Here is a 21,075-nt window from a genome sequence, read left to right as displayed (position 1 = left end):
CCGGAATGGGGTACATGTCGAAATATGGCCATCGACGCTGACGATGAATTTGGTCAGGACCTAGACCCCGGGGCGGGTAGCCATGTCGAGGACGGCATCGTCGAGCACCCGAGCGCGGACGACTTCGGCGATGCCGCGGCCCTGCCCGCGGATCCCGTCTGGTTCAAGCGAGCGGTGTTCTACGAGGTGCTGGTCCGGGCGTTCTACGACTCCAACGGGGACGGCATCGGCGACCTGCGGGGCCTGACCGAGCAGCTGGACTATCTGCAATGGCTCGGCGTCGACTGTCTGTGGCTGCCGCCGTTCTACGACTCGCCGCTGCGCGACGGCGGCTATGACATCCGGGATTTCTACAAGGTGCTGCCGGAGTTCGGCACGGTCGATGACTTCGTCGAACTGCTCGACGCGGCGCACCGGCGCGGCATCCGGGTTATCACGGACCTGGTGATGAACCACACCTCCGACAGCCACCCCTGGTTTCAACAGTCGCGGCAAGACCCGGACGGCCCCCACGGCGACTACTACGTGTGGAGTGACACCAGCGAACGGTACGCCGATGCCCGAATCATCTTCGTCGACACCGAGGAGTCCAACTGGACGTTCGACGCGGTACGCAAGCAGTTTTATTGGCACCGGTTCTTCTCCCACCAGCCCGACCTGAACTACGACAACCCGGCTGTGCAAGAGGCCATGATCGACGTGCTGCGGTTCTGGCTGAACCTCGGCATCGACGGGTTTCGCTTGGACGCAGTGCCGTACCTGTTCGAAAGAGAGGGAACGAACTGCGAAAACCTGCCCGAGACACATGATTTCCTGAAGCGCTGCCGCAAGGTGGTCGACGAAGAGTTCCCTGGCAGGGTTCTGCTGGCCGAAGCCAATCAATGGCCCACAGATGTGGTTGAGTATTTCGGCAACCCAGACACCGGTGGCGATGAATGCCACATGGCATTCCACTTCCCGCTGATGCCACGCATTTTCATGGCGGTGCGACGCGAGTCACGCTTCCCGATTTCGGAGATCATGGCGCAGACACCACCGATACCTCACCTGGCGCAATGGGGAATCTTCCTGCGTAACCACGACGAACTGACCCTGGAGATGGTCACCGACGACGAGCGTGACTACATGTACGCCGAATACGCGAAAGACCCGCGGATGAAGGCGAATGTGGGAATCCGGCGCCGGCTGGCCCCACTGCTGGACAAGGACCGCAACCAGATCGAACTGTTCACCGCTCTATTGCTGTCGCTACCCGGCTCCCCGATCCTCTACTACGGTGACGAGATAGGGATGGGCGACATCATCTGGCTCGGCGACCGCGACGCGGTGCGCACCCCGATGCAGTGGACACCCGACCGCAACGCGGGCTTCTCCACCGCGAACCCCGGCCGCCTTTACCTGCCGCCCATTCAAGACGCGGTCTACGGTCATCAGTCCGTCAACGTCGAGTCGCAACGAGACACCTCCGCATCGTTGCTCAACTGGACCCGCACGATGCTCGCCATTCGACGCCGGTACGAAGCCTTCGCCCTCGGTGGATTCCGCGAACTGGGCGGGTCCAATCCGTCGGTGCTGGCCTTCGTGCGGGAGATGGTGCGAGAAATCTCCGGCGGCAATGCGCGCGTCCAGGGGGACACGGTCTTGTGCGTCAACAACCTGTCCCGGTTTCCCCAGCCGATCGAGTTGAATCTGCAGCACTGGGACGGCCACATACCGGTAGAACTCACCGGTTCGGTGGAGTTTCCCCGAATCGGAAAACTGCCGTACCTACTCACGCTGCCCGGGCACGGCTTCTACTGGTTTCAGCTATGCGAGCCACGCGAGCCGAGGGAGGACCTGTCATGACTGGTGGCACCGGCGAACCAGCGGGCCTGCCGTGGGCGGAATGGCTGCCGACCCGACGTTGGTACGCGGGGCGGAATAGGCAACTGGTGCAGGCAGATCCCCTCCTCGTGGTGGAGTTGGGGGGCGGACTGCAGCTGGTGCTGATCGACGTCGGCTACACCGACGGCACCGCCGATCGCTACCAAGTGATAGTCAGCTGGGACGTGGACCTGGCACCGGAGTACGCCCAGATCGCGACGATCGGAACCCACGGGGGGCATACCGCCTCCGACGCACTGTATGACGCCGCGGCAACCCGAGTGTTGTTGTCACTGATCGATTCGTCAGCCCAGCGGGGCGACGTCACATTCACTCCGGAGCCGGGGGTGACGCTGCCGGTTCGCGCCGATTCTCGCGTATCGGAAGCCGAGCAGAGCAACACCAGCGTCATCGTCGAGGAAAAAGTGGTCCTCAAGGTGTTCCGGCGAATCAGAGCTGGGATCAATCCGGACATCGAACTCAACGCAGCGCTGGGCCGAGCCGCCAACCCCCACGTGCCGCGACTGTTCGGCTCCTACCAGATTGAGTTGCCGGGCGACTCTGGCGCGCTGCCCTACGCGCTGGGCATGGTCAGCGAGTACGCGATGAACTCCGCCGAAGGTTGGGCGATGGCCACCGCGAGCGTGCGCGACCTGTTCGCCGAAGCCGATCTGTACGCCTACGAAGTGGGCGGCGATTTCGCCGGTGAGTCGTACCGACTCGGCGAAGCTGTCGCATCGGTGCACCGGACACTTGCCGACACCTTGGGCACTTCGCAGTCGGTCTTCCCTGCCGGTGTGCTGTTGTCGCGGTTGTCGGCGACCGCGCAGAACGTACCCGAAGTACGCCCCCACCTGGCTGCTATCGAAGAGCGATTCGCCGCACTCGCCGGCGAGACCATCACTGTGCAACGAGTCCATGGAGACCTGCACCTGGGCCAGGTGCTGCGCACCCCGAACGGATGGCTGCTGATCGACTTCGAAGGCGAGCCCGGCGCGCCGTTGTCGGAACGTCGCAGGCCGGACTCGCCGCTGCGCGATGTCGCCGGCGTACTGCGGTCCTACGAGTACGCCGCGTACGGGAAGCTGGCCGACCTGTCCCGCGACGGCCAAGACCGGCAACTGGCCACCCGGGCCCGTGAGTGGCTGGACCGTTGCCGCAGCGCCTTCTGCGAGGGCTACGGGGCGGAGTCTGGCACCGACCCGCGTGATTACGCAGCGCTGCTGGCCGCCTACGAATTGGACAAGGCGGTCTACGAGGCCGGCTACGAGGCCCGGCACCGGCCCGCCTGGCTACCGATTCCGCTGCGGGCGCTGAGTCGACTCAGCGAGCGGTGATCGCTAGCGCGGCGGAGCCGGGCGAAGCGGATCACCGCCATCAGCACGGTGATCGCTAGCGGGTTCCAGCCACAACGCCGACAGTGGCGGCAGCACCAGCACCGCAGAGGCCGGGCGCCCGTGACGTGGCTCGTCGACGGCGTCCACACCACCGAAATTGCCTGCGCCGCCGCCGTGGTAATCGACGGCATCGGTGTTGAGTATCTCGTTCCACCGGCCCGCGAACGGCAGACCGAGGTGGTAGTCGGTATGGGCCACACCGGAGAAGTTGAACACCGCCGCCAGCACTGATCCGTCCGACGCGTAACGCAGGAAGCTCAGGACATTATTGGCGGAGTCGTTGGCGTCGATCCAGGAATAGCCGGCCGGGCTGATGTCTTCGCTCCACAGCGCGGGACGGCCGCGGTAGACGGAATTGAGATCGCGGGCCAGGCACTGAATTCCGGCGGAGAACCCGTCCTGCGCGCCCTGCGCGTCGAGCTGGAACCAGTCCAACCCGCGTTCCTCGGACCATTCGGCACGCTGGCCGAACTCCTGGCCCATGAACAACAGCTGCTTTCCAGGGTGCGCCCACTGATAAGCCAGCAGGCTGCGCACCCCGGCCGCCTTGGCATGGTCGTCGCCGGGCATGCGGCTCCACAGCGTGCCCTTGCCGTGCACCACTTCGTCATGGCTGATCGGCAGCACGAAGTTCTCGCTGTAGGCGTAGAGCATCGAGAAGGTCATCTCGTGGTGATGGTAGGAGCGATGCACCGGGTCGTGACCGAGAAAGGCGAGGGTGTCGTGCATCCAGCCCATGTTCCACTTCATCGAAAAACCTAGCCCGCCAAGGCTGGTCGGCCTCGACACACCGGGCCACGAGGTCGACTCTTCGGCGATGGTGACAATGCCGGGCGCCGACTTGTGTGCGGTGGCGTTCATCTCCTGCAAGAACTGCACCGCCTCCAGGTTCTCGCGGCCGCCGTAGACATTGGGCGTCCAGCCGCCCTGGGGTCGCGAGTAGTCCAGGTAGAGCATCGATGCCACGGCGTCCACCCGTAGCCCGTCGATGTGGAATTCCAGCAGCCAGTACAGCGCGTTGGCCACCAGAAAGTTGCGCACCTCAGGTCGACCGAAGTCGAACACGTAGGTTCCCCAGTCGAGCTGCTCACCGCGTCGCGGATCAGCGTGCTCATACAGCGGGGTGCCGTCGAACCGACCCAGCGCCCAGGCATCTTTCGGAAAGTGCGCCGGCACCCAGTCCACAATGACTCCGATGCCGGCGCGGTGCAGCGCGTCGACCAAGCAACGGAAATCGTCGGGCGTGCCGAAACGCGCGGTCGGCGCGTAGTACGAGGTGACCTGATAGCCCCACGATCCGCCGAATGGGTGCTCGGCAACCGGCAGCAGTTCGACGTGGGTGAACCCTTGCTCCACAACGTAGTCCGTCAGTTCAGTGGCAAGCTGCCGGTAGCTGAGCCCAGGGCGCCAGGACCCGAGGTGCACTTCGTAGATGCTCATCGCTTCGAAGGCCGGATTAGCGGTGGCACGCCGATTCATCCAGTCGCTGTCGCTCCAGGTGTAGCGACTGGTGGTGACGCGTGAAGCGGTGTGCGGCGGGGTTTCGGCTGCGAACGCCATCGGGTCAGCCCGCTCGGTAACCATATCGTCTGCGCCGTGAACCCGGAACTTGTACAGACCGTCGATCGGAAATCCCGGCCAGAACAGTTCCCACACACCGGAAGAGCCGAGTGCCCGCATGGGCGCTCCGATACCGTCCCAGCCGGTGACGTCACTGATCAACCCGATTCCCTTGGCGTTGGGCGCCCACACCGCGAACGACACACCGGTCACCGTCCCGTCCGGTGTGGTGAACGTGCGCGGATGAGCGCCAAGGACCTCCCACAGCCGTTCGTGTCGCCCCTCGGCGAAAAGGTGCAGGTCGATCTCGCCCAGCGTCGGCAGAAAGCGATACCCATCGGCCACCACGTGCGGTTCCGCGGCGCCGGGATAATCGATCTGCAGCCGATAGTCGATCAGGCCCGCAAAGGGCAGTGTCGCGGCAAACAGCCCGTTGGCCAGGTGTTGCATCGGGATCCGGTCACCGCCCACCAGAACCGTCACGGCACTCGCGCCCGGGCGCAGGGCCCGGATCACGGTGCGTTCACCGTTGTCGTGGGCACCGAGGATCGCGTGCGGGTCGTGATGGGCACCGGACAACAGCCGGTCGCCCTCGATTCGGTCCAGCACCGAGCTCCCTGTTCGTCGGATCGACTTGCGTCTTTCCGACTGGGATACCCGCGGCGGGCCGAAGCTATGCGAACGGCGGGTCTACCCGCGCGGCAGCCCCAGTAGCCGCTCAGCGGCCAGCGTCAACAGGATCTGCTCGGTGCCCCCGGCGATCGACAGGCACCGGGTGTTGAGGAAGTCGTGCACCTCGCGTCCGGCCACCGCGCCGCCGCCCTCGGCCACATCCATCCGGAACTCGGCCAGCTCCTGGCGATAGCGCACCCCGATCAGCTTGCGCACCGAGGACTCCGAGCCAGGGTCTTGGCCGCCGACAGCGAGCTGGGCGATGCGTTGATCCAGCAGCGAACCCGCCTGCGCGGCGATGATCAGCCGGGCCAGCCGCTCGGCGGTGGCGGTGTCCGGTTCCCGATCGTCGAGGGCTCGCAGCAGCTCTTCCATCGGGTTGCCCAGCGCGGTGCCGCCGGCGATCGCGACGCGCTCGTTGGCCAAGGTGGTCCGGGCCAACCGCCAGCCGTCGTTGACGTTGCCGACCACCATCTCGTCCGGAACAAACACGTCGTCGAGGAAGACCTCGTTGAACAGGGCCTCTCCGGTGATCTCCCGCAGCGGCCGGATGTCGATGCCCTCGGCGGCCATGTCGACCAGGAAGTAGGTAATGCCCTTATGCTTCGGCGCTTCGGCATCGGTTCTGGCCAGACAGACGCCCCATTGCGAGTCGTGGGCACGTGACGTCCACACCTTCTGACCGGTCAGCCGCCAGCCGCCGTCAACCTTCACCGCCTTGGTGCGCAGCGCCGCCAAGTCCGAGCCGGCGCCGGGCTCGGAGAACAGCTGGCACCAGAACACCTCGCCGGTCAGGGTGGCCGGGATGAAGCGCTCGATCTGCTCGGGCGTGCCGTGCTCGAGAATCGTCGGGGCTGCCCACCAGCCGACCACCAGGTCGGGACGCCCGACGCCGGCCGCGGCGAGTTCCTGGTCGATCACCAACTGCTCGGCGGGGCCGGCCGCGCGTCCGTAGGGAGCCGGCCAGTGCGGCGCCAGCAGACCCGATTCGGCCAGCGCCACCTGACGCTGGTCGGCCGGCAACGCCGCGATGCGCGCCACCTCCGCGGCGATCTCGGGCCGGACGTCGCTGGCCTCACCGAGGTCGACCTCCAACCGGCGGCGCAGGCCGTCGCGGGTCAGCGCGGCGGTGCGGCGCAGCCACCGCTGCGGCCCGCCCAGCGCCTGCCCGATGCCGTAGGCCCGGCGCAGGTACAGGTGCGCGTCGTGCTCCCAAGTGATGCCGATACCGCCGAGCACCTGGATGCAGTCCTTGGCGTTGGTCTTGGCGGCGTCGATACAGATCGCGGCGGCAACCGCGGCCGCGATCGTGAACTGCTGGTCATCGGGGTCGGATGCGGCGCGCGCCACGTCGCTGGCCGCCACTGCGGCCTGATCTGCCCGGCACAGCATCTCCGCACAGAGGTGCTTGATGGCCTGAAAGCTGCCGATCGGCTTGCCGAACTGTTCACGCACCTTGGCGTATTCGACCGCGGTGTCCAACGCCCAGCGGGCGACCCCGGCGGCCTCGGCGGCCAGCACCGTGACCACCAGGTTCTCTACCCGGTTGCCGGCCTCTAGGACCACTGCCGGCGCTGCGGTCAACGTCACCTTGGCCAGCGGTCGGGAGAAGTCGGTGGCGGCGAGGGGCTCGACGTGCACCCCGTCCGCGCGGGCGTCCACCAGTATCCAGGTGTCCCCCGCCTTACCGGCCGGCAGCAACAGCAACCCGTCGGCGGTGGCGCCGAGCACCCGCTCGGCAGTGCCGGAGGCCTGGCCGGTCGCGGCGTCGAAGCTCACCGCTGCCGCGGACGGGTCGGTTACCACCCCGGCAACCCGTTCGCCGGCTGCCAGAGCTTCGACCAGCTCCGGATCGGTGACCACCAGGGTGGCCAGCGCGGTAGTCGCCACCGGCCCGGGGACTAGGGCCTTGGCGGCCTCATCGACCATCGCGCACAGGTCCTCGAGTCGCCCACCGGCCCCGCCGGACTCCTCGGGCACCGCCACACCGAACAGGCCCAAGTCGGCCAGGCGCGCGAAAACGGCTCGCCAGGAATCGGTTTCACCTAACTCCGCAGCACGTATCGCCTCGGCGGTGCCCGCGGCGGCGGCCCAGTCGCGGACCAACTCGCGGGCAGCGAGCTGTTCGGCGGCACTGGTCTCCGTGGTACTCACTGACACGCTGGGCTCCTCCGGGTCGAAACGGGCTTGAGAGAGGCGGGTCACGAACGCCCCCACCATCCACTAGAACGTGTTCTAATAGTGCCAGCGTGCGAGCGTCAAGTCGAACCGTTGTGGCTGGACACATTGGGTCCGGGCGATGTCGGGAGTAGGAAAATTCAACTGCGCGGTGCGTATCGTTATGGGCCAGTAGATCGACGGAGGGAGCCGCGCAGCACATGTCATCACCAGCTGGGGGCACCACAGGCCGCGGATCGAGCAGCCAACCACGCGAGGTGGTCAACGTCGCTGTGCTGACTGAATCCGACCTGGGCTCCGAAGCGCAGCGCGAACGCCGCAAGCGCATCCTCGACGCGACGCTGGCGATCGCCTCGAAAGGCGGCTACGACGCGGTGCAAATGCGTGCCGTCGCCGACCGCGCGGACGTGGCCGTCGGCACCTTGTACCGCTACTTCCCGTCGAAGGTTCACCTCCTGGTCTCGGCGATGGGCCGAGAGATCGCGCGGGTGGACACCAAGACCGACCCGGCGACGTTCGCCGCAACCACCCGCCACCAACGGCTGAACCTGGTGGTCAACAAACTCAACCGCGCCATGCAGCGCAACCCGCTGCTGACCGAGGCGATGACCCGGGCATATGTCTTCGCCGACGCCTCGGCGGCCGGCGAGGTCGACCATGTCCAGAAATTGATCGACGGCATGTTCGCCGGAGCCATGAGCGACGGCGAACCGACCGAGGAGCAGTACCACATCTCCCGGGTGATCTCGGATGTGTGGCTGTCCAATCTGCTCGCCTGGTTGACCCGACGGGCGTCGGCCACCGATTTCAGCACCCGGCTGGACCTAGCAGTCCGGCTGCTGATCGGCGACGACGACAGCCCCAAGGTCTAGCCCCACCGCTACGAAGATGCGGACCGGTTCGACAGATTCAAAACCGGTGGCGGATCCGATCCCGCGCAGGCTGGCGCACGCGCTGGACCTGTTGAACTTCACCCTGGCCGACGTGCGCGACGGGCTCGGCCCGTATCTGTCGATCTACCTGCTGGTGACCCACCATTGGGACCAGGCGTCGATCGGCCTCGTGATGGCGATCGGCGGCGTCGCCGCGGTCGTGGCGCAGACGCCGGTGGGCGCGCTGGTGGACCGCACCACGGCCAAGCGAGCATTGCTGGTGGTCGGTGCGCTGGCCATCACAGCGGCGGCATTGGCGATGCCGCTGTTCCCCGGCTTCTACAGCATCGCGGCGTTGCAGTTGCTGACCGGAATAGCGGGTTCGGTGTTCGCACCGGCGCTGGCCGCGATCACCCTCGGTGTGGTCGGCCCACGTCTGTTCGCGAGACGTATTGGCCGCAACGAATCGTTCAACCACGCCGGCAACGCCGCAACCGCGGCCGCCACCGGCGCCCTGGCCTACTTCTACGGCCCGATCGTGGTGTTCTGGATGCTGGCCGCCATGGCTGCACTCAGTGTCGTGGCGACCCTACGCGTCCCTGCGTCGGCAATCGATCACGACGTGGCCCGGGGCATGGACCATCTGGCCGGCCAGCCCCATCGGCAGCCATCGGGATTCGCGGCGCTGCTGCGCAACCGCCACCTGCTGGTGTTCGCCGTGACGGTGGTGATGTTCCATTTCGCCAATGCGGCGATGCTGCCGTTGGTCGGCCAGGAACTGGCGCTGGTCAACACCGAGGTAGGCACCGCGCTGATGGCGGTGTGCATCGTGGCCGCCCAGCTGGTCATGGTGCCAGTGGCCTATCTGACGGGGGCCAAAGCCGACGTCTGGGGTCGCAAGCCGATCTTCCTGGTGGGATTCGCCGTGCTGACCGTCCGCGGGCTGCTCTACCCGGTCTGGGACAACTCCTACTGGCTGGTCGGGGTGCAGTTGCTCGACGGGGTGGGAGCAGGCATCTTCGGTGCACTGTTCCCGCTGGTCGTCCAAGATGTCACGCACGGAACCGGACGATTCAACGTGAGCCTGGGGGCGATTACTACCGCATGGGGCGTGGGCGCCGCATTGTCGAACTTCGTCGCCGGCCAGATCGTTTCGGCCGCAGGCTACGACGCGGCGTTCTTCACCCTGGCGGCGGTAGCCGGCGCGGGTTTCGTGCTCTACCTGACCGCGATGCCCGAGACGGCCAGACGCAGCGGCGCCACCGCACCCCCGTTAGCCTAAGCGGATGCGCCTCAAGCTCGGCCGCCCCGACATCGGCCGGTACGCCGACCGGTTCGACGTCACACCCGCGGCGCCGGGCGCACCGCTGTCGGTGACGTGGCTCGGCGTGACCACCCTGCTGATCGACGACGGGTCTTCGGCGCTGATGACCGACGGCTATTTCTCTCGCCCCAGTCTGGCGCAGGTGGCACTGCGCAAGGTGTCGCCGTCGGCTGCCCGCATCGACGCCTGCCTGGCCCGAGCCGGCGTGCACGAGCTGGCGGGGGTGATCCCCCTGCACTCCCACATCGATCACGCGCTGGACTCCGCTGTGGTGGCCGAACGTACCGGTGCGACGCTGGTGGGTGGCGAGTCGACGGCCAATGTCGGCCGGGGCCAAGGACTCTCAGACGAGCGCTTGATCGTCGCGGCTTCGGGCGAGCCCATCACGTTGGGCGCCTACGACGTCACCCTCATCGAGTCGCGACACTGCCCACCAGACCGGTTCCCCGGCGTCATCACCGCGGCGGTGGTTCCACCAGTGCGAGCATCTGCCTACAAGTGCGGTGAGGCCTGGTCGGCGTTGGTGTCCCACCGCCCCTCGGGGCGCAACCTGCTGATCATGGGCAGCGCGGGCTACATCCCGGGGGCGCTGGCCGGCCGCAGCGCCGATGTGGTCTACCTGGGTATCGGCCAGCTCGGCATTCAGCCCCGGCAATACCTGGTCGACTACTGGAACGAAACGGTCCGCGCCGTCGGCGCGTTGACGGTGGTGTTGACCCACTGGGACGACTTCTTCCTGCCCTTGTCAAAGCCGCTGCGCGCCTTGCCCTACGCCGGCGACGATCTCAACTTCACGATGCGGGTTCTCTCCGAGCTGGCCGAGTCCGACGGGGTCGGACTCCACCTTCCGACGGTGTGGTGTCGCGAGGACCCGTGGGCCTGAACCTGGCTCTTGCGCTGCTGCTGCTTGCCGTGGTGCTGGGGTTCGCGGTGGCCCGCCCGAGGGGCTGGCCGGAGATGTTCGCGGCGGTGCCGGCCGCCGCCATCCTGATTGCCGCCGGCGCGATCTCGATGCACGACGCACTCACCGAAGCCGCCACCCTGCTGCATGTCGTCGTCTTCCTGGGCGCGGTGCTGGTGCTGGCGCAGCTCTGTGACGACGAGGGCCTGTTCGAGGCGGCCGGCGCGGCGATGGCACGCGCCGACGTCGGCCCGCCGCAACATCTGCTGCGCCGCGTCTTCGTCATCGCCGCCGGCCTGACCGCGGTGCTGAGCCTGGACGCGACGGTGGTGCTGCTGACGCCGGTGGTACTGATGATGGCCCGCCGCCGCCACGCCCCGATGCGCCCACACGCGTATGCGACCGCGCACCTGGCCAACACGGCGTCACTGCTGTTGCCGGTGTCGAACCTGACCAATCTGCTGGCGTTCAACCAAGCCGGGCTGTCGTTCGTCAGGTTCACCGCATTGATGGCGGCGCCATGGCTGGCCACCACCGCGGTCGTCTACCTGATCTTCCGCTGGTTTTTCCGGGCCGATCTGCGGGCCACACCGGTGCACCAGCACGCCGGGCCCCCGCCCCCGGTTCCAGTGTTCGTGCTGGTGGTACTGGGACTGACGCTGGCCGGCTTCGTGGTCGCCGAGACATTCGGGGTTCCGGCGGCATGGGCAGCCGTCGCCGGTGCGGCCGTGTTGGCCACCCGTGGTCTGGCGCGGCGGCGCAGCACCCCGGCCGGCATTCTGCGGGCCGCCAACCCCGGCTTCCTGGTTTTCGTGTTGGCCCTCGGCGTGGTGGTGCGGGCCGTCGTCGACAACGGCCTGGGCGCCCAGATGTCTGCGGTGCTGCCCGCGGGATCTGGCCTGCCGGCGCTGCTGGGCATCGCCGCGGTCGCCGCACTGCTGGCCAACGTGGTCAATAACCTGCCGGCGACGCTGGTGCTGGTGCCATTGGTGGCAGCCAGCGGCCCCGTCGCGGTGCTGGCGGTGTTGATCGGGGTCAACATCGGCCCCAACCTCAGCTACCCGGGCTCGCTGTCCAACCTGCTGTGGCGCCGAGTGTTGCGCCGCTACGATGTTCCGGCCGGCGTCGGCGAATACACCCGCCTGGGGCTGTGCACCGTTCCGGCCACGCTGGTGGTGGCCGTGTTGGCACTGTGGGCGAGCGCACGACTGCTGGGGGTCTAGCGGCTCGGGTACGACGCCGGCAGCGGCATGCCCAGCTCGGCCAGCACCGCACGCAGCCGGCTCGGATAGTCGGTGATGAGCCCGTCGACTCCCGCGGCAATCTGCTGTCGCATGGCGTCGGCATCGTTGACCGTCCACGGGATCACCCGCAGCCCCGCCGCATGTGCACGTCCCACGAATGCTCGATCCACCACCGAGTAATCCGGGGACACAATGTCGGCGCCGACCGCCACCGCCCCAGATATCGGGTCGAGGCCCCCTTCCCACAGCGCGACCAACGGAATGCCCGGTTCGGCGGCCCGCACCAACGGCAGGGTGCGCCAGTCGAAACTCTGGATCTCGACGGCGTCCAGCTGGCCGGCGGTCCGCACCGCCGCCAAGATCACGTCGACGATCTGCTGCTGGTTCTCGGCGTCGACCTTGGTCTCGATGTTGTAGCGGACGCCCGCGTGACCGGCGAGCGCAAAGACCTCCGGCAAGGTGGCGATCACGTTGCCCGCCACCACTTCCGCATCCGGGAATTCCGGCAGCAGGTGTCCGCAGTCCAGGGTTCGGATCTGGGCGAGGGTGAGATCGACTACCCGCTTGCCCACATACGGGTAATCGGGATCGCCGGCGAACACCGGTCCGGTGTCGGCACACTTCGCCGGCTCGATCACCGGATCGTGCCACACCAACGGCTGCCGGTCGCGGGTCAGCACGATGTCTAACTCCAGGGTGCTGACACCTAACGCGAGCGATTTCGCGAAGGCGCGCAACGACTCCTCGGTGGTCTCGCCCCGGCCTCCGCGATGCGCCTGCAGATCGAAGCCCGCGGGTTCGGCACCGGCAATCGGCGCGACCATCATCGCCGACGCCACAACCAGCGCCGAGCAGACGCAAAGTCGCATGAAGTTGGCCGGATTGATGCGATTCTCTGACTGCTCGCGGAGGCAACGCTCCGCAGCGCGTCGAATCACCTTCGCTGACGGGCGATCTCGGCCAGCACCACCCCGGCGGCCACCGATGCGTTGAGCGACTCGGTGGGCCCGGACATCGGAATCGACACGATGGAGTCGCAGTTCTGCCGGACCAGGCGGGACAATCCCTTGCCCTCGGAACCGACGACCAGCACCATCGGGCTGGTGCCGTCCAGCTCATCGACCACCGTGTCGCCGCCGGCGTCGAGCCCGACGATCTGCAGGCCGCGATCTGCCCACGCCTTCAACGTTTGGTTCAGGTTGGGCGCCCGCGCGATCGGAACCCGCGCGGCCGCACCGGCACTGGTACGCCAGGCCACCGCGGTCACCGAGGCCGACCGACGCTGCGGGATCACCACACCGTGGCCGCCGAACGCCGCCACCGACCGCACGATGGCGCCGAGATTGCGCGGGTCAGAAATGTTGTCCAGTGCGACCAGCAACGGCGGCGCCGCATCGCGGCGCGCCGCGGCGATCAGGTCGTCGGGATGCGCGTAGCTGTACGGCGGAACCTGCAGAGCGATGCCCTGATGCAGACCGTTGGTGGTCATCTTGTCCAGGTCGGACCGCGGGACCTCCAAGATCGGCAATCCGGAATCGGCTGCCCGAGTCACCGATTCGGTCAGGCGCTCATCGGCCTCGGCGCCCAGCGCCACATACAGCGCGGTGGCCGGGATTCCGGCGCGCAGGCACTCCAGAACCGGGTTGCGTCCCAACACGGTCTCGTTCTCGTCGGTGCGCTTGGAGGTGCGGTAGGCGCGTTGCTTGGCCACACGCTTGGCCGCCTTGGCCGCCGGGTGGTATTCGCGCTGATGCGCCGGTGGGGTGGCGCCGCGGCCTTCGAGCCCACGGCGACGCTGGCCGCCGGAGCCGACCGTCGGCCCCTTCTTGGTGCCGGGCTTGCGCACCGCACCCTTGCGCTTGGAATTTCCGGCCATCTACTCAGACCCCTCCACCAGTAGTGACCATTGCGGACCATCCCCGGTGTCGGTGACCTCGATACCGGCATCCTTGAGCCTGCAGCGGATCTCGTCGGCCAACTGCCAATCCCGTTCCGCGCGAGCGGTCGCCCGGCGTTCCAACTCGGCCCGCACCAAGACGTCGACCGCAGCCAGCGCCGCCGAGGTCTCATCGCGCGACTCCCAACGCTCGTTGAGCGGGTCGCAGCCCAGCACGTCCATCATCGCCCGGATCGCGCCGGCCGCGGCCAGCGCGCCCTCGTGGTCGCCGGAGTCCAGCGCCCGGTTGCCCTCCGCGCGCGTCCGGTGCACCTCCGCCAGCGCGATCGGCACCGACAGATCGTCGTCGAGCGCTGCGGCGAAACGGTCCGTCCAGGTGCTGGGAACCACCGCACCCACCCGGCTGCGCACCCGGTGCAGGAAGTCTTCGATACCGACGTAGGCGTTGACCGCGTCGCGCAGCGCGGTCTCGGAGAACTCGAGCATCGACCGGTAGTGCGCACTGCCCAGGTAGTAGCGCAGCTCGGCCGGCCGGACCCGTTGCAGCACCGCCGACATCGACAACACGTTGCCCAGCGACTTGCTCATCTTCTCGCCGCCCAGGGTGACCCAGCCGTTGTGCAGCCAGTAGTTCGCGAATCCGTCTCCGGCGGCGCGACTCTGAGCGATCTCGTTCTCATGATGCGGGAAGACCAGATCCATCCCGCCGCAGTGAATGTCGAATTCGGCACCGAGGTAGGAGCGGGCCATCGCCGAACACTCCAGGTGCCAGCCCGGACGGCCTGGGCCCCACGGCGTGGGCCAACTGGGCTCACCGGGCTTGGCGCCCTTCCAGAGCGTGAAGTCACGCGGATCGCGCTTACCGGTGGCGACCCCCTCGCCCTGGTGCACGTCGTCGATGCGATGACCGGACAACTGGCCGTATTCGGGGTAGCTGAGCACGTCGAAGTACACGTCGCCGCCGCCGGCATAGGCATGGCCGCGCTCAATCAGGCGCTCGATCAGCTCGACCATCTGAGTGATGTGTCCGGTGGCGCGCGGTTCGGCCGACGGCGGCAGCACCCCCAGCGCCTCATACGCGGCGGTGAACTCACGCTCGTGGGTGGCGGCCCACTCCCACCACGGCCGCCCCGCTGCGGCGGCCTTGGCCAGAATCTTGTCGTCGATGTCGGTCACGTTGCGCACAAAGGCGACGTCATAGCCGCGGGCGGTCAGCCACCGGCGCAATACATCGAACGCCACGCCGCTGCGGACATGGCCGATATGGGGCGCCGCCTGGACGGTGGCACCGCAGAGATAGATAGACACATGGCCGGGCCGCAGCGGGACAAATTCACGCACGGCGCCGGTTGCCGTGTCGTGCAGCCGCAGGCTGGGGCGATCGGTCACGACGGGCCAGCTTACCGGGCGCTAAGCCGGCAACCGCCACGCGCGCCACTAGCTAGGGGCTTCCCAGGACCGGATACCGATCGGCGCATCGGTGGACAGGGGGTGTGACGTGGCATATATTGCGGCAGTGAGTAAACGTCTGGTGGCAGTCTCGGGAGCAGTCTTGGCTGCGGTCGCATTTGCAGGTAGCGCGACTGCATACGCCGACGAGCCGAACAACAACCAGCAGCAACCTCAGCCCGCAGAAGTTGTAGCTGCGGTTACTCCTGCGCCGGCCGAGCACGAGGTCGCGCCGGCCGAGCAAGCAATCGCGCCGGGCCAGCAAGAGATGATGCAGGACGCCCAGGCCGAGCAGCAGCGCCAGCAGGCCGAGCAGCAGGCCGACCAGATGGGTCAGATGGGTCAGTCCGCCAGCACCGCCGGCGCCAGCACCGCCAGTATGGCTGCGATGGGCCCCCAGATCGGTATGTCCATGGCAATGATGGCGCCGATGGTCGCGATGATGGTGCCCTCGCTGGCCGCGCCCTTGATGACCCCGATGCTGAGCGGGTTGGCCCAATCGGGCGCGAACACCGGCGCAAACGCCGCCGAGGCCGGTTCGGCCGCTGCGACCGACGCCGGTTCCGCCGCTGCGACCGACGCCGGTTCCGGCGCTGCGACCGACGCTCTGAATTTGGGGGCACCGGAAGTCGGCTCGGCCGCTGCGACCGATGCCGTCAATCTGTTCGATCCGGCGACCGACGGTTTCAGCCTGGCAGCCGCCGGTATGCCCCTTGACGTGCCCGCGGACGTGCCGCTTGGTGACATACCGCTTGACGTCGACATAACCCCGTTCCTGGACGGAACTGCAGCCCTGGACGGGGCTGCAGACCTGCCGGCCACGCTCGCGGATGCCGGCGCGCAGATTGGCACGACGGTGGCCACTGAGGTCCCGTGTGGGATCGTCGGCGCCATCTTCGGCGTCGGCTGCTAAACCCGCCGAGCCAACTACCCAGGAACCACCAACGCGGTAGCCACCGCGGCCAGTCCCTCGCCTCGACCGGTGAGCCCCAGGCCGTCGGTGGTTGTTGCCGACACCGAAACCGGTGCGCCCAGCAATTCCGAGAGCAGCTGCTGCGCTTCGGTGCGGCGGGGTCCCACTTTCGGCCGGTTGCCGATGACCTGCACTGCGGCATTCCCGATCACGAAGCCGCTCTCGGCGAGCAGCTCGCGCACGTGGCCGAGCATCACAGCACCGGTTACATGTGCCCAGCGGGGCTCGTCGACGCCGAAAACCGTTCCGAGGTCCCCCAACCCCGCCGCCGACAGCAGCGCGTCACACAGGGCGTGTGCGGCCACGTCGCCGTCGGAGTGCCCGGCGCAGCCGTCGGCGTCGGGAAAGCGCAACCCCAGCAGCCAGCACGGCCGGCCCGGCTCGATCGGGTGTACATCGGTGCCCAGCCCGACCCGCGGCAGTGCGCTCACCGGTTCACCACCGCCTCGGCGAGCACCGCGTCGAGCGCTGTGGTGATCTTGAACGCCAACGGATCGCCGTCGACGGTCTGGACCTGGCCGCCGACGTGTTCGACCATCGAGGCGTCATCAGTGAACTGCGTGTCCGCACCGGCCAGCTGGTAGGCCCGCAGAAGCAGGTCGGCGGCGAACCCCTGCGGGGTCTGTACGGCCCGCAGGCCGGCCCGTTCAGGCGTGCCCAGGACCGTTCCGTTCGCGTCGACCGCCTTGATGGTGTCGGCGACCGGAAGCGCCGGGACGACGGCGCGGTGCCCGGCATGTAATGCCTCTACCACCCGGGCCACCAGCGACGCCGGGGTCAGTGGTCGCGCCGCGTCATGGACCAGCACGAATTCGGGATCCCCGGCACTCTCGAGCGCCAGCCGGACCGAGTCGACACGATGAGCACCGCCGGCGACCACGGTGGCTGCACCGCCCAGGATCAGCTTGGCCTCATCGGTGCGATCCGGCGGCACCGCGACCACAACCTGGTCGACCACCCCGGATTCCCGCAGCCCCGCCACGGCGCGCTCCACCAACGTCCGCCCGCCGAGCAGAAAGAACGCTTTGGGGACACCGGCACCGAGCCGCACACCCGAACCCGCGGCCGGAACCACGGCTACTGTGGTTGCCACCTAATTCCTGGCGGTCAGGACGCTGCGGCCAGCACCTCGTCGAGGATGGTCTCCGCCTTGGCGTCATCGGTGTTCTCGGCCAGGGCCAGCTCACCGACGAGGATCTGACGTGCCTTGGCCAGCATCCGCTTCTCACCGGCGGACAAGCCACGCTCCTGGTCACGCCGCCAGAGGTCGCGAACGACCTCGGCTACCTTGTGCACATCGCCGGAGGCGAGCTTCTCCAGGTTGGCCTTGTAACGACGCGACCAGTTGGTCGGTTCTTCGGTGTGCGGGGCACGCAACACCTGGAAGACCTTGTCCAGACCTTCCTGGCCGACAACGTCACGCACACCGACATATTCGGCATTCTCAGCGGGAACTCGAACGGTGAGGTCGCCCTGCGCCACCTTAAGGACCAGATAGTCCTTTTGCTCGCCTTTGATGGTCCGGGTTTCAATCGCCTCGATCAACGCTGCACCGTGGTGTGGATATACGACGGTGTCTCCGACCTTAAAGATCATCTGATTTGAGCCCCTTTCGCTACCCCATACTAACACGCCGCCACAACACTCGACCACCAACGGTGCAGGTCAGGGGCACCGCGACCCCAGGAGGGGGGTTGACACCGCGACCGAAGCATGCTGGGCCAAACCTGATCGGAGCCTGATCCGGGCTGGTCGACGGGGGTCGCGGGCGACCGGTAACCCTGCGCTACCGCCGGCAGATGGTTGCTACTACAGTGCATAGTCACAAGTCGCGACGGCCGAGCAGGAGACCACACGTGAACTCGTTCAGCAGGGCCTTCAACAAGGCTGCGATCGCGCTGATTGCTGCGGCGGCGCTGGCCGGCTGCGGTACCGGACAGATCTCTCAGACCGCCGACCAGGCGTCCGCGGTCAACGGCGCCTCGGCCACCGTCGGCGACCTGGCACTGCGCGACGTGCGCATCCAGGCGACGCAGACCGGCGACGCGTTGGAGCCCGGCCAGACCGTCGACCTGGTGTTCGTGGCCAGCAACCAGTCGACCGACGCCAACGACGAGCTGAGCGACATCACGACCTCGATCGGCAAGGTGTCACCGACCGGCAGCAAGACCGTGCCCGTCGGCGGCGTCCTGGTGGTCAGCGCTCCGGCAGGCCCCGACCTGCCGACGGCTCCCGCCGCCAAGGCACTGCCCGAGGTGGCCAACGCCAACACGGCCACCGCGACGGTGACCCTGGACAAGGCGATCCGCAACGGACTCACCTACGACTTCACCTTCACCTTCAAGAAGGCCGGCGAGGTGCGCGTGGACGTGCCCATCTCGGCCGGCCCGCTTTCGCACCACTGACGTCGCGTCGCGGCCGGCACTGTCGGACCTAGGCGATACGGTCGCCGAGTGGCCAAGGCACGTTCGCTCTTTCGCTGTTCGGAATGCGGGAACACCACCGCGAAGTGGTTAGGCCGCTGCCCGGAGTGCGGTAGCTGGGGCGGTATCGACCCGGTAGGCGAAGCCGCGGCACCGGCGGGTGGGCTGCGGCCAGCGGCACCGGCACGGCCCGCGGTGCCGATCAGCTCCATCGAGGCGGGTCGCGCGCGACCGGCGCCCACCGGAGTCACCGAACTCGACCGGGTATTGGGCGGCGGGGTGGTCCCCGGCTCGGTCACCCTGTTGGCCGGCGATCCCGGTGTCGGTAAATCGACGCTGTTGCTCGAGGTCGCTCACCGCTGGGCGCTGGCCGGGCGCCGGGCGCTGTACGTCTCCGGCGAGGAGTCCGCGGGACAGGTCCGGCTGCGCGCCGAACGCACCGGATGCAGCCACGACGAGATCTACCTGGCCTCCGAATCGGACCTGCAGACGGTACTGGGCCATATCGAGGCGGTGCGGCCCACCCTGGTGGTGGTGGATTCGGTGCAGACCGTGGCCGCCGCCGACACCGACGGCGTGGCCGGCGGGGTCACCCAGGTGCGGGCCGTGACGGCCGCGCTGACCGCCGCCGCCAAGAGTGCCGACGTGGCGCTGGTCCTGGTCGGGCACGTGACCAAGGACGGCGCGATCGCGGGCCCACGTTCACTCGAGCATCTCGTCGACGTGGTGCTGCACTTCGAGGGTGACCGCAACTCGGTGCTGCGTATGGTGCGGGCGGTCAAGAATCGTTTCGGCGCTACCGACGAGGTGGGCTGTTTCCTGCTCCGCGACGACGGCATCGAACCGATCACCGACCCGTCCGGGCTGTTCCTGGAGCAGCGCAGCGAGCCGGTGCCCGGCACGGCCATCACCGTGGCACTGGACGGCAAACGCCCGTTGATCGGCGAAGTGCAGGCGCTGCTGGCCAAACCGGCGGGCGGCTCGCCACGCCGCGCGGTCAGCGGCATTGACCACTCCCGGGCCGCCATGATCACCGCGGTGTTGGACAAGCACGCCGAACTTCCGATCGCGGCCTGCGACATCTACCTGTCCACGGTGGGCGGTATGCGGTTGACCGATCCGTCCACGGATCTGGCTGTCGCGATCGCGCTGGCATCGGCGTACTCGGATCTGCCGCTGCCGGGAACCACCGTGGTGCTGGGCGAAGTGGGCCTGGCCGGTGACCTGCGCCCGGTCAGCGGGATGGACCGCCGACTCGCCGAGGCGGCCCGGCTCGGCTTCACCATCGCGCTGACTCCCCCGGGTGCTCCGGCCACCATTGGCGGCCTGCGTACGGTTCCGGCAGCCAACATCGTTGCCGCGCTGCACCACCTGGTCGAGATCGCCGACCGGCGCGGCGGTCATGTGGCGCCGCCGCAGCTACTGGATCGGGCCTAAGGAGCGATCTAGTTGCCCGGCGGCAGCGCGTCCGGCGGGGGCACGTCCTGCCCCGGCGGCGGCCCGTCCGGCGAGGGCTCGGTAAGCATGAATGGCACCGTCGCGGATCTCAGATTGCCGAGTTGGACGACGAGGTTGTAGGTCCCGGGTCCGATCGGCTGCCGCGGCAGTGGGCACTGCGGCGCCGAACCCATTCCGGTCCAGGTCACCGTGGTGGTCACCTGCTCGCCGGGGTCGAAGGTCTTCACCAGGGTCTCGTTGGACGGCGCGCAGTCCAGGTTCGACCACAGCCGCTGGTTGTCCAGTGAGTAGACGTAGGCAGCCAGTACCGCGGCACCCACATCCCGCTTGCAGGCCACCAAGCCGATGTTGGTGACAACCATGGTGAACTGCGGCTGCTCCCCCACCGTGTACTGCGGGCCGGTCAAACCCTTGACCGCCAGCGTCGAGTCGGGACAGTCGTCGCCCTCCTTGAGCACCGGAGGCGGCGTCACCGCGGCGGTCGGGGTCGGCGCTTGCGGTGGCGCCTGCTCCGCGGGAGCAACCACGGGCGTCTTGACCTCTTCAGGCGAGGGGTTCTGTGGTTTGGCGTGCTGCGCGGCGGTGGACTTCTTCCCGTCCGCATTGTCGGCACCGGCACTGCTGCCGTGAACGACGCCGAAGATGATGGCCGACACGACGGCAATCACGATGAGCGCAATGCCCAGCGCGAGGCCACGTCGTCGCCAATAGATCTGCGAAGGCAGCGGACCCTGCGGTTCCAAATCGAGCACGCATCCACGGTAGGACGACCTCACCGCGAGTTGTCCGACCCGTCCCGGCGTGTCGTAGCCGCGTTGTGACCTTCGGCGACTATTCAGCCCGTGCGGTAACCCGGCCCGGCCG

General features: G+C 67.8%; 18 protein-coding genes. 9 read left to right on the top strand and 9 right to left on the bottom strand.

Features of this window, described 5'->3' with window-relative positions; translation table 11 throughout:
- Window positions 1-24: 24 nt before the first annotated feature.
- Both treS and NM962_10325 read left to right on the top strand, forming a co-directional pair.
- Window positions 25-1,845 (top strand): maltose alpha-D-glucosyltransferase, encoded by a 1,821-nt coding sequence (gene treS / locus NM962_10330; protein ID UVO14349.1) that lies wholly within the window; start codon window positions 25-27, stop codon window positions 1,843-1,845.
- On the top strand, window positions 1,842-3,200 hold the full coding sequence (locus NM962_10325; GenBank protein ID UVO14348.1) for a maltokinase: 1,359 nt from the start codon (window positions 1,842-1,844) through the stop codon (window positions 3,198-3,200). Before treS ends, NM962_10325 begins: the two co-directional genes overlap by 4 nt.
- Before the next feature lie 3 nt (window positions 3,201-3,203).
- Here the strand turns inward: NM962_10325 and glgB are convergent, their stop codons facing one another.
- Window positions 3,204-5,450, bottom strand: coding sequence for a 1,4-alpha-glucan branching protein GlgB (gene glgB / locus NM962_10320; GenBank protein UVO14658.1), 2,247 nt, complete (start codon window positions 5,448-5,450; stop codon window positions 3,204-3,206).
- Window positions 5,451-5,510: 60 nt separating this feature from the next.
- Window positions 5,511-7,652, bottom strand: coding sequence for an acyl-CoA dehydrogenase (locus NM962_10315; protein UVO14347.1), 2,142 nt, complete (start codon window positions 7,650-7,652; stop codon window positions 5,511-5,513).
- Between the two features lie 218 nt (window positions 7,653-7,870).
- Here NM962_10315 and kstR point away from each other — a divergent pair, with 218 nt between their 5' ends.
- The 4 genes from kstR to NM962_10295 are packed head-to-tail and all read left to right on the top strand — an operon-like array spanning window position 7,871 to window position 11,990.
- Window positions 7,871-8,542 (top strand): cholesterol catabolism transcriptional regulator KstR, encoded by a 672-nt coding sequence (gene kstR / locus NM962_10310; protein ID UVO14346.1) that lies wholly within the window; start codon window positions 7,871-7,873, stop codon window positions 8,540-8,542.
- A gap of 46 nt (window positions 8,543-8,588) precedes the next feature.
- Window positions 8,589-9,824: an MFS transporter gene (locus tag NM962_10305; GenBank protein ID UVO14345.1), complete on the top strand. Its 1,236-nt coding sequence runs from the start codon at window positions 8,589-8,591 to the stop codon at window positions 9,822-9,824.
- Window positions 9,825-9,828: 4 nt separating this feature from the next.
- Window positions 9,829-10,749, top strand: coding sequence for an MBL fold metallo-hydrolase (locus NM962_10300; GenBank protein ID UVO14344.1), 921 nt, complete (start codon window positions 9,829-9,831; stop codon window positions 10,747-10,749).
- A complete protein-coding gene (locus tag NM962_10295; protein UVO14657.1) occupies window positions 10,746-11,990 on the top strand; it encodes an SLC13 family permease in 1,245 nt (414 codons plus the stop codon). Before NM962_10300 ends, NM962_10295 begins: the two co-directional genes overlap by 4 nt.
- Here NM962_10295 and NM962_10290 read toward each other — a convergent pair.
- The 3 genes from NM962_10290 to cysS all read right to left on the bottom strand — a co-directional run bounded on the left by NM962_10290 (window position 11,987) and on the right by cysS (window position 15,297).
- A complete protein-coding gene (locus tag NM962_10290; protein ID UVO14343.1) occupies window positions 11,987-12,880 on the bottom strand; it encodes a glycerophosphodiester phosphodiesterase in 894 nt (297 codons plus the stop codon). The two genes, NM962_10295 and NM962_10290, sit on opposite strands and share 4 nt — an antisense overlap.
- Window positions 12,881-12,945: 65 nt before the next feature.
- Complete coding sequence (gene rlmB, locus NM962_10285; protein ID UVO14342.1) at window positions 12,946-13,887, bottom strand: 23S rRNA (guanosine(2251)-2'-O)-methyltransferase RlmB; 942 nt, start codon at window positions 13,885-13,887, stop codon at window positions 12,946-12,948.
- Complete coding sequence (gene cysS / locus NM962_10280; GenBank protein UVO14341.1) at window positions 13,888-15,297, bottom strand: cysteine--tRNA ligase; 1,410 nt, start codon at window positions 15,295-15,297, stop codon at window positions 13,888-13,890.
- A 127-nt stretch (window positions 15,298-15,424) separates the two neighbouring features.
- Between cysS and NM962_10275 the strand changes: the two genes are divergently transcribed.
- Window positions 15,425-16,270 carry a hypothetical protein gene (locus tag NM962_10275; protein UVO14340.1) on the top strand — a complete coding sequence of 282 codons (846 nt, stop codon included), beginning with the start codon at window positions 15,425-15,427 and terminating at the stop codon, window positions 16,268-16,270.
- A 14-nt stretch (window positions 16,271-16,284) separates the two neighbouring features.
- On the opposite strand, the gene ispF is transcribed toward NM962_10275, so the two are convergent.
- From ispF to carD, 3 genes are read right to left on the bottom strand one after another with little or no spacing between them, the layout of a single operon-like run.
- Window positions 16,285-16,761, bottom strand: coding sequence for a 2-C-methyl-D-erythritol 2,4-cyclodiphosphate synthase (gene ispF / locus NM962_10270; protein ID UVO14339.1), 477 nt, complete (start codon window positions 16,759-16,761; stop codon window positions 16,285-16,287).
- Window positions 16,758-17,423 carry a 2-C-methyl-D-erythritol 4-phosphate cytidylyltransferase gene (gene ispD / locus NM962_10265; GenBank protein ID UVO14338.1) on the bottom strand — a complete coding sequence of 222 codons (666 nt, stop codon included), beginning with the start codon at window positions 17,421-17,423 and terminating at the stop codon, window positions 16,758-16,760. Before ispD ends, ispF begins: the two co-directional genes overlap by 4 nt.
- A gap of 14 nt (window positions 17,424-17,437) precedes the next feature.
- Window positions 17,438-17,926 carry an RNA polymerase-binding transcription factor CarD gene (gene carD / locus NM962_10260; protein ID UVO14337.1) on the bottom strand — a complete coding sequence of 163 codons (489 nt, stop codon included), beginning with the start codon at window positions 17,924-17,926 and terminating at the stop codon, window positions 17,438-17,440.
- 260 nt (window positions 17,927-18,186) lie between these two features.
- Here carD and NM962_10255 point away from each other — a divergent pair, with 260 nt between their 5' ends.
- Together NM962_10255 and radA are read left to right on the top strand one after the other, a co-directional pair.
- Window positions 18,187-18,735 carry a hypothetical protein gene (locus NM962_10255; GenBank protein ID UVO14336.1) on the top strand — a complete coding sequence of 183 codons (549 nt, stop codon included), beginning with the start codon at window positions 18,187-18,189 and terminating at the stop codon, window positions 18,733-18,735.
- A gap of 48 nt (window positions 18,736-18,783) precedes the next feature.
- Complete coding sequence (gene radA, locus NM962_10250; protein ID UVO14335.1) at window positions 18,784-20,190, top strand: DNA repair protein RadA; 1,407 nt, start codon at window positions 18,784-18,786, stop codon at window positions 20,188-20,190.
- An 8-nt stretch (window positions 20,191-20,198) separates the two neighbouring features.
- Here radA and NM962_10245 read toward each other — a convergent pair whose 3' ends face one another.
- On the bottom strand, window positions 20,199-20,963 hold the full coding sequence (locus tag NM962_10245; GenBank protein UVO14334.1) for a hypothetical protein: 765 nt from the start codon (window positions 20,961-20,963) through the stop codon (window positions 20,199-20,201).
- Window positions 20,964-21,075 lie beyond the last annotated feature (112 nt).

It is taken from the genome of Mycobacterium sp. SVM_VP21 (assembly GCA_024758765.1).
Taxonomy (GTDB): Bacteria; Actinomycetota; Actinomycetes; order Mycobacteriales; family Mycobacteriaceae; genus Mycobacterium; species Mycobacterium heraklionense_C.
This window is presented reverse-complemented; position numbering and strand designations above follow the sequence as displayed.

Bases quoted from the DNA above. Each gene is read 5' to 3' on its own strand.
- rlmB (UVO14342.1), bottom strand. From the start codon at position 13,887: ATGGCCGGAAATTCCAAGCGCAAGGGTGCGGTGCGCAAGCCCGGCACC.
- carD (UVO14337.1), bottom strand. From the start codon at position 17,926: ATGATCTTTAAGGTCGGAGACACCGTCGTATATCCACACCACGGTGCA.
- kstR (UVO14346.1), top strand. From the start codon at position 7,871: ATGTCATCACCAGCTGGGGGCACCACAGGCCGCGGATCGAGCAGCCAA.
- NM962_10300 (UVO14344.1), top strand. From the start codon at position 9,829: ATGCGCCTCAAGCTCGGCCGCCCCGACATCGGCCGGTACGCCGACCGG.
- NM962_10290 (UVO14343.1), bottom strand. From the start codon at position 12,880: ATGCGACTTTGCGTCTGCTCGGCGCTGGTTGTGGCGTCGGCGATGATG.
- NM962_10325 (UVO14348.1), top strand. From the start codon at position 1,842: ATGACTGGTGGCACCGGCGAACCAGCGGGCCTGCCGTGGGCGGAATGG.
- treS (UVO14349.1), top strand. From the start codon at position 25: ATGGCCATCGACGCTGACGATGAATTTGGTCAGGACCTAGACCCCGGG.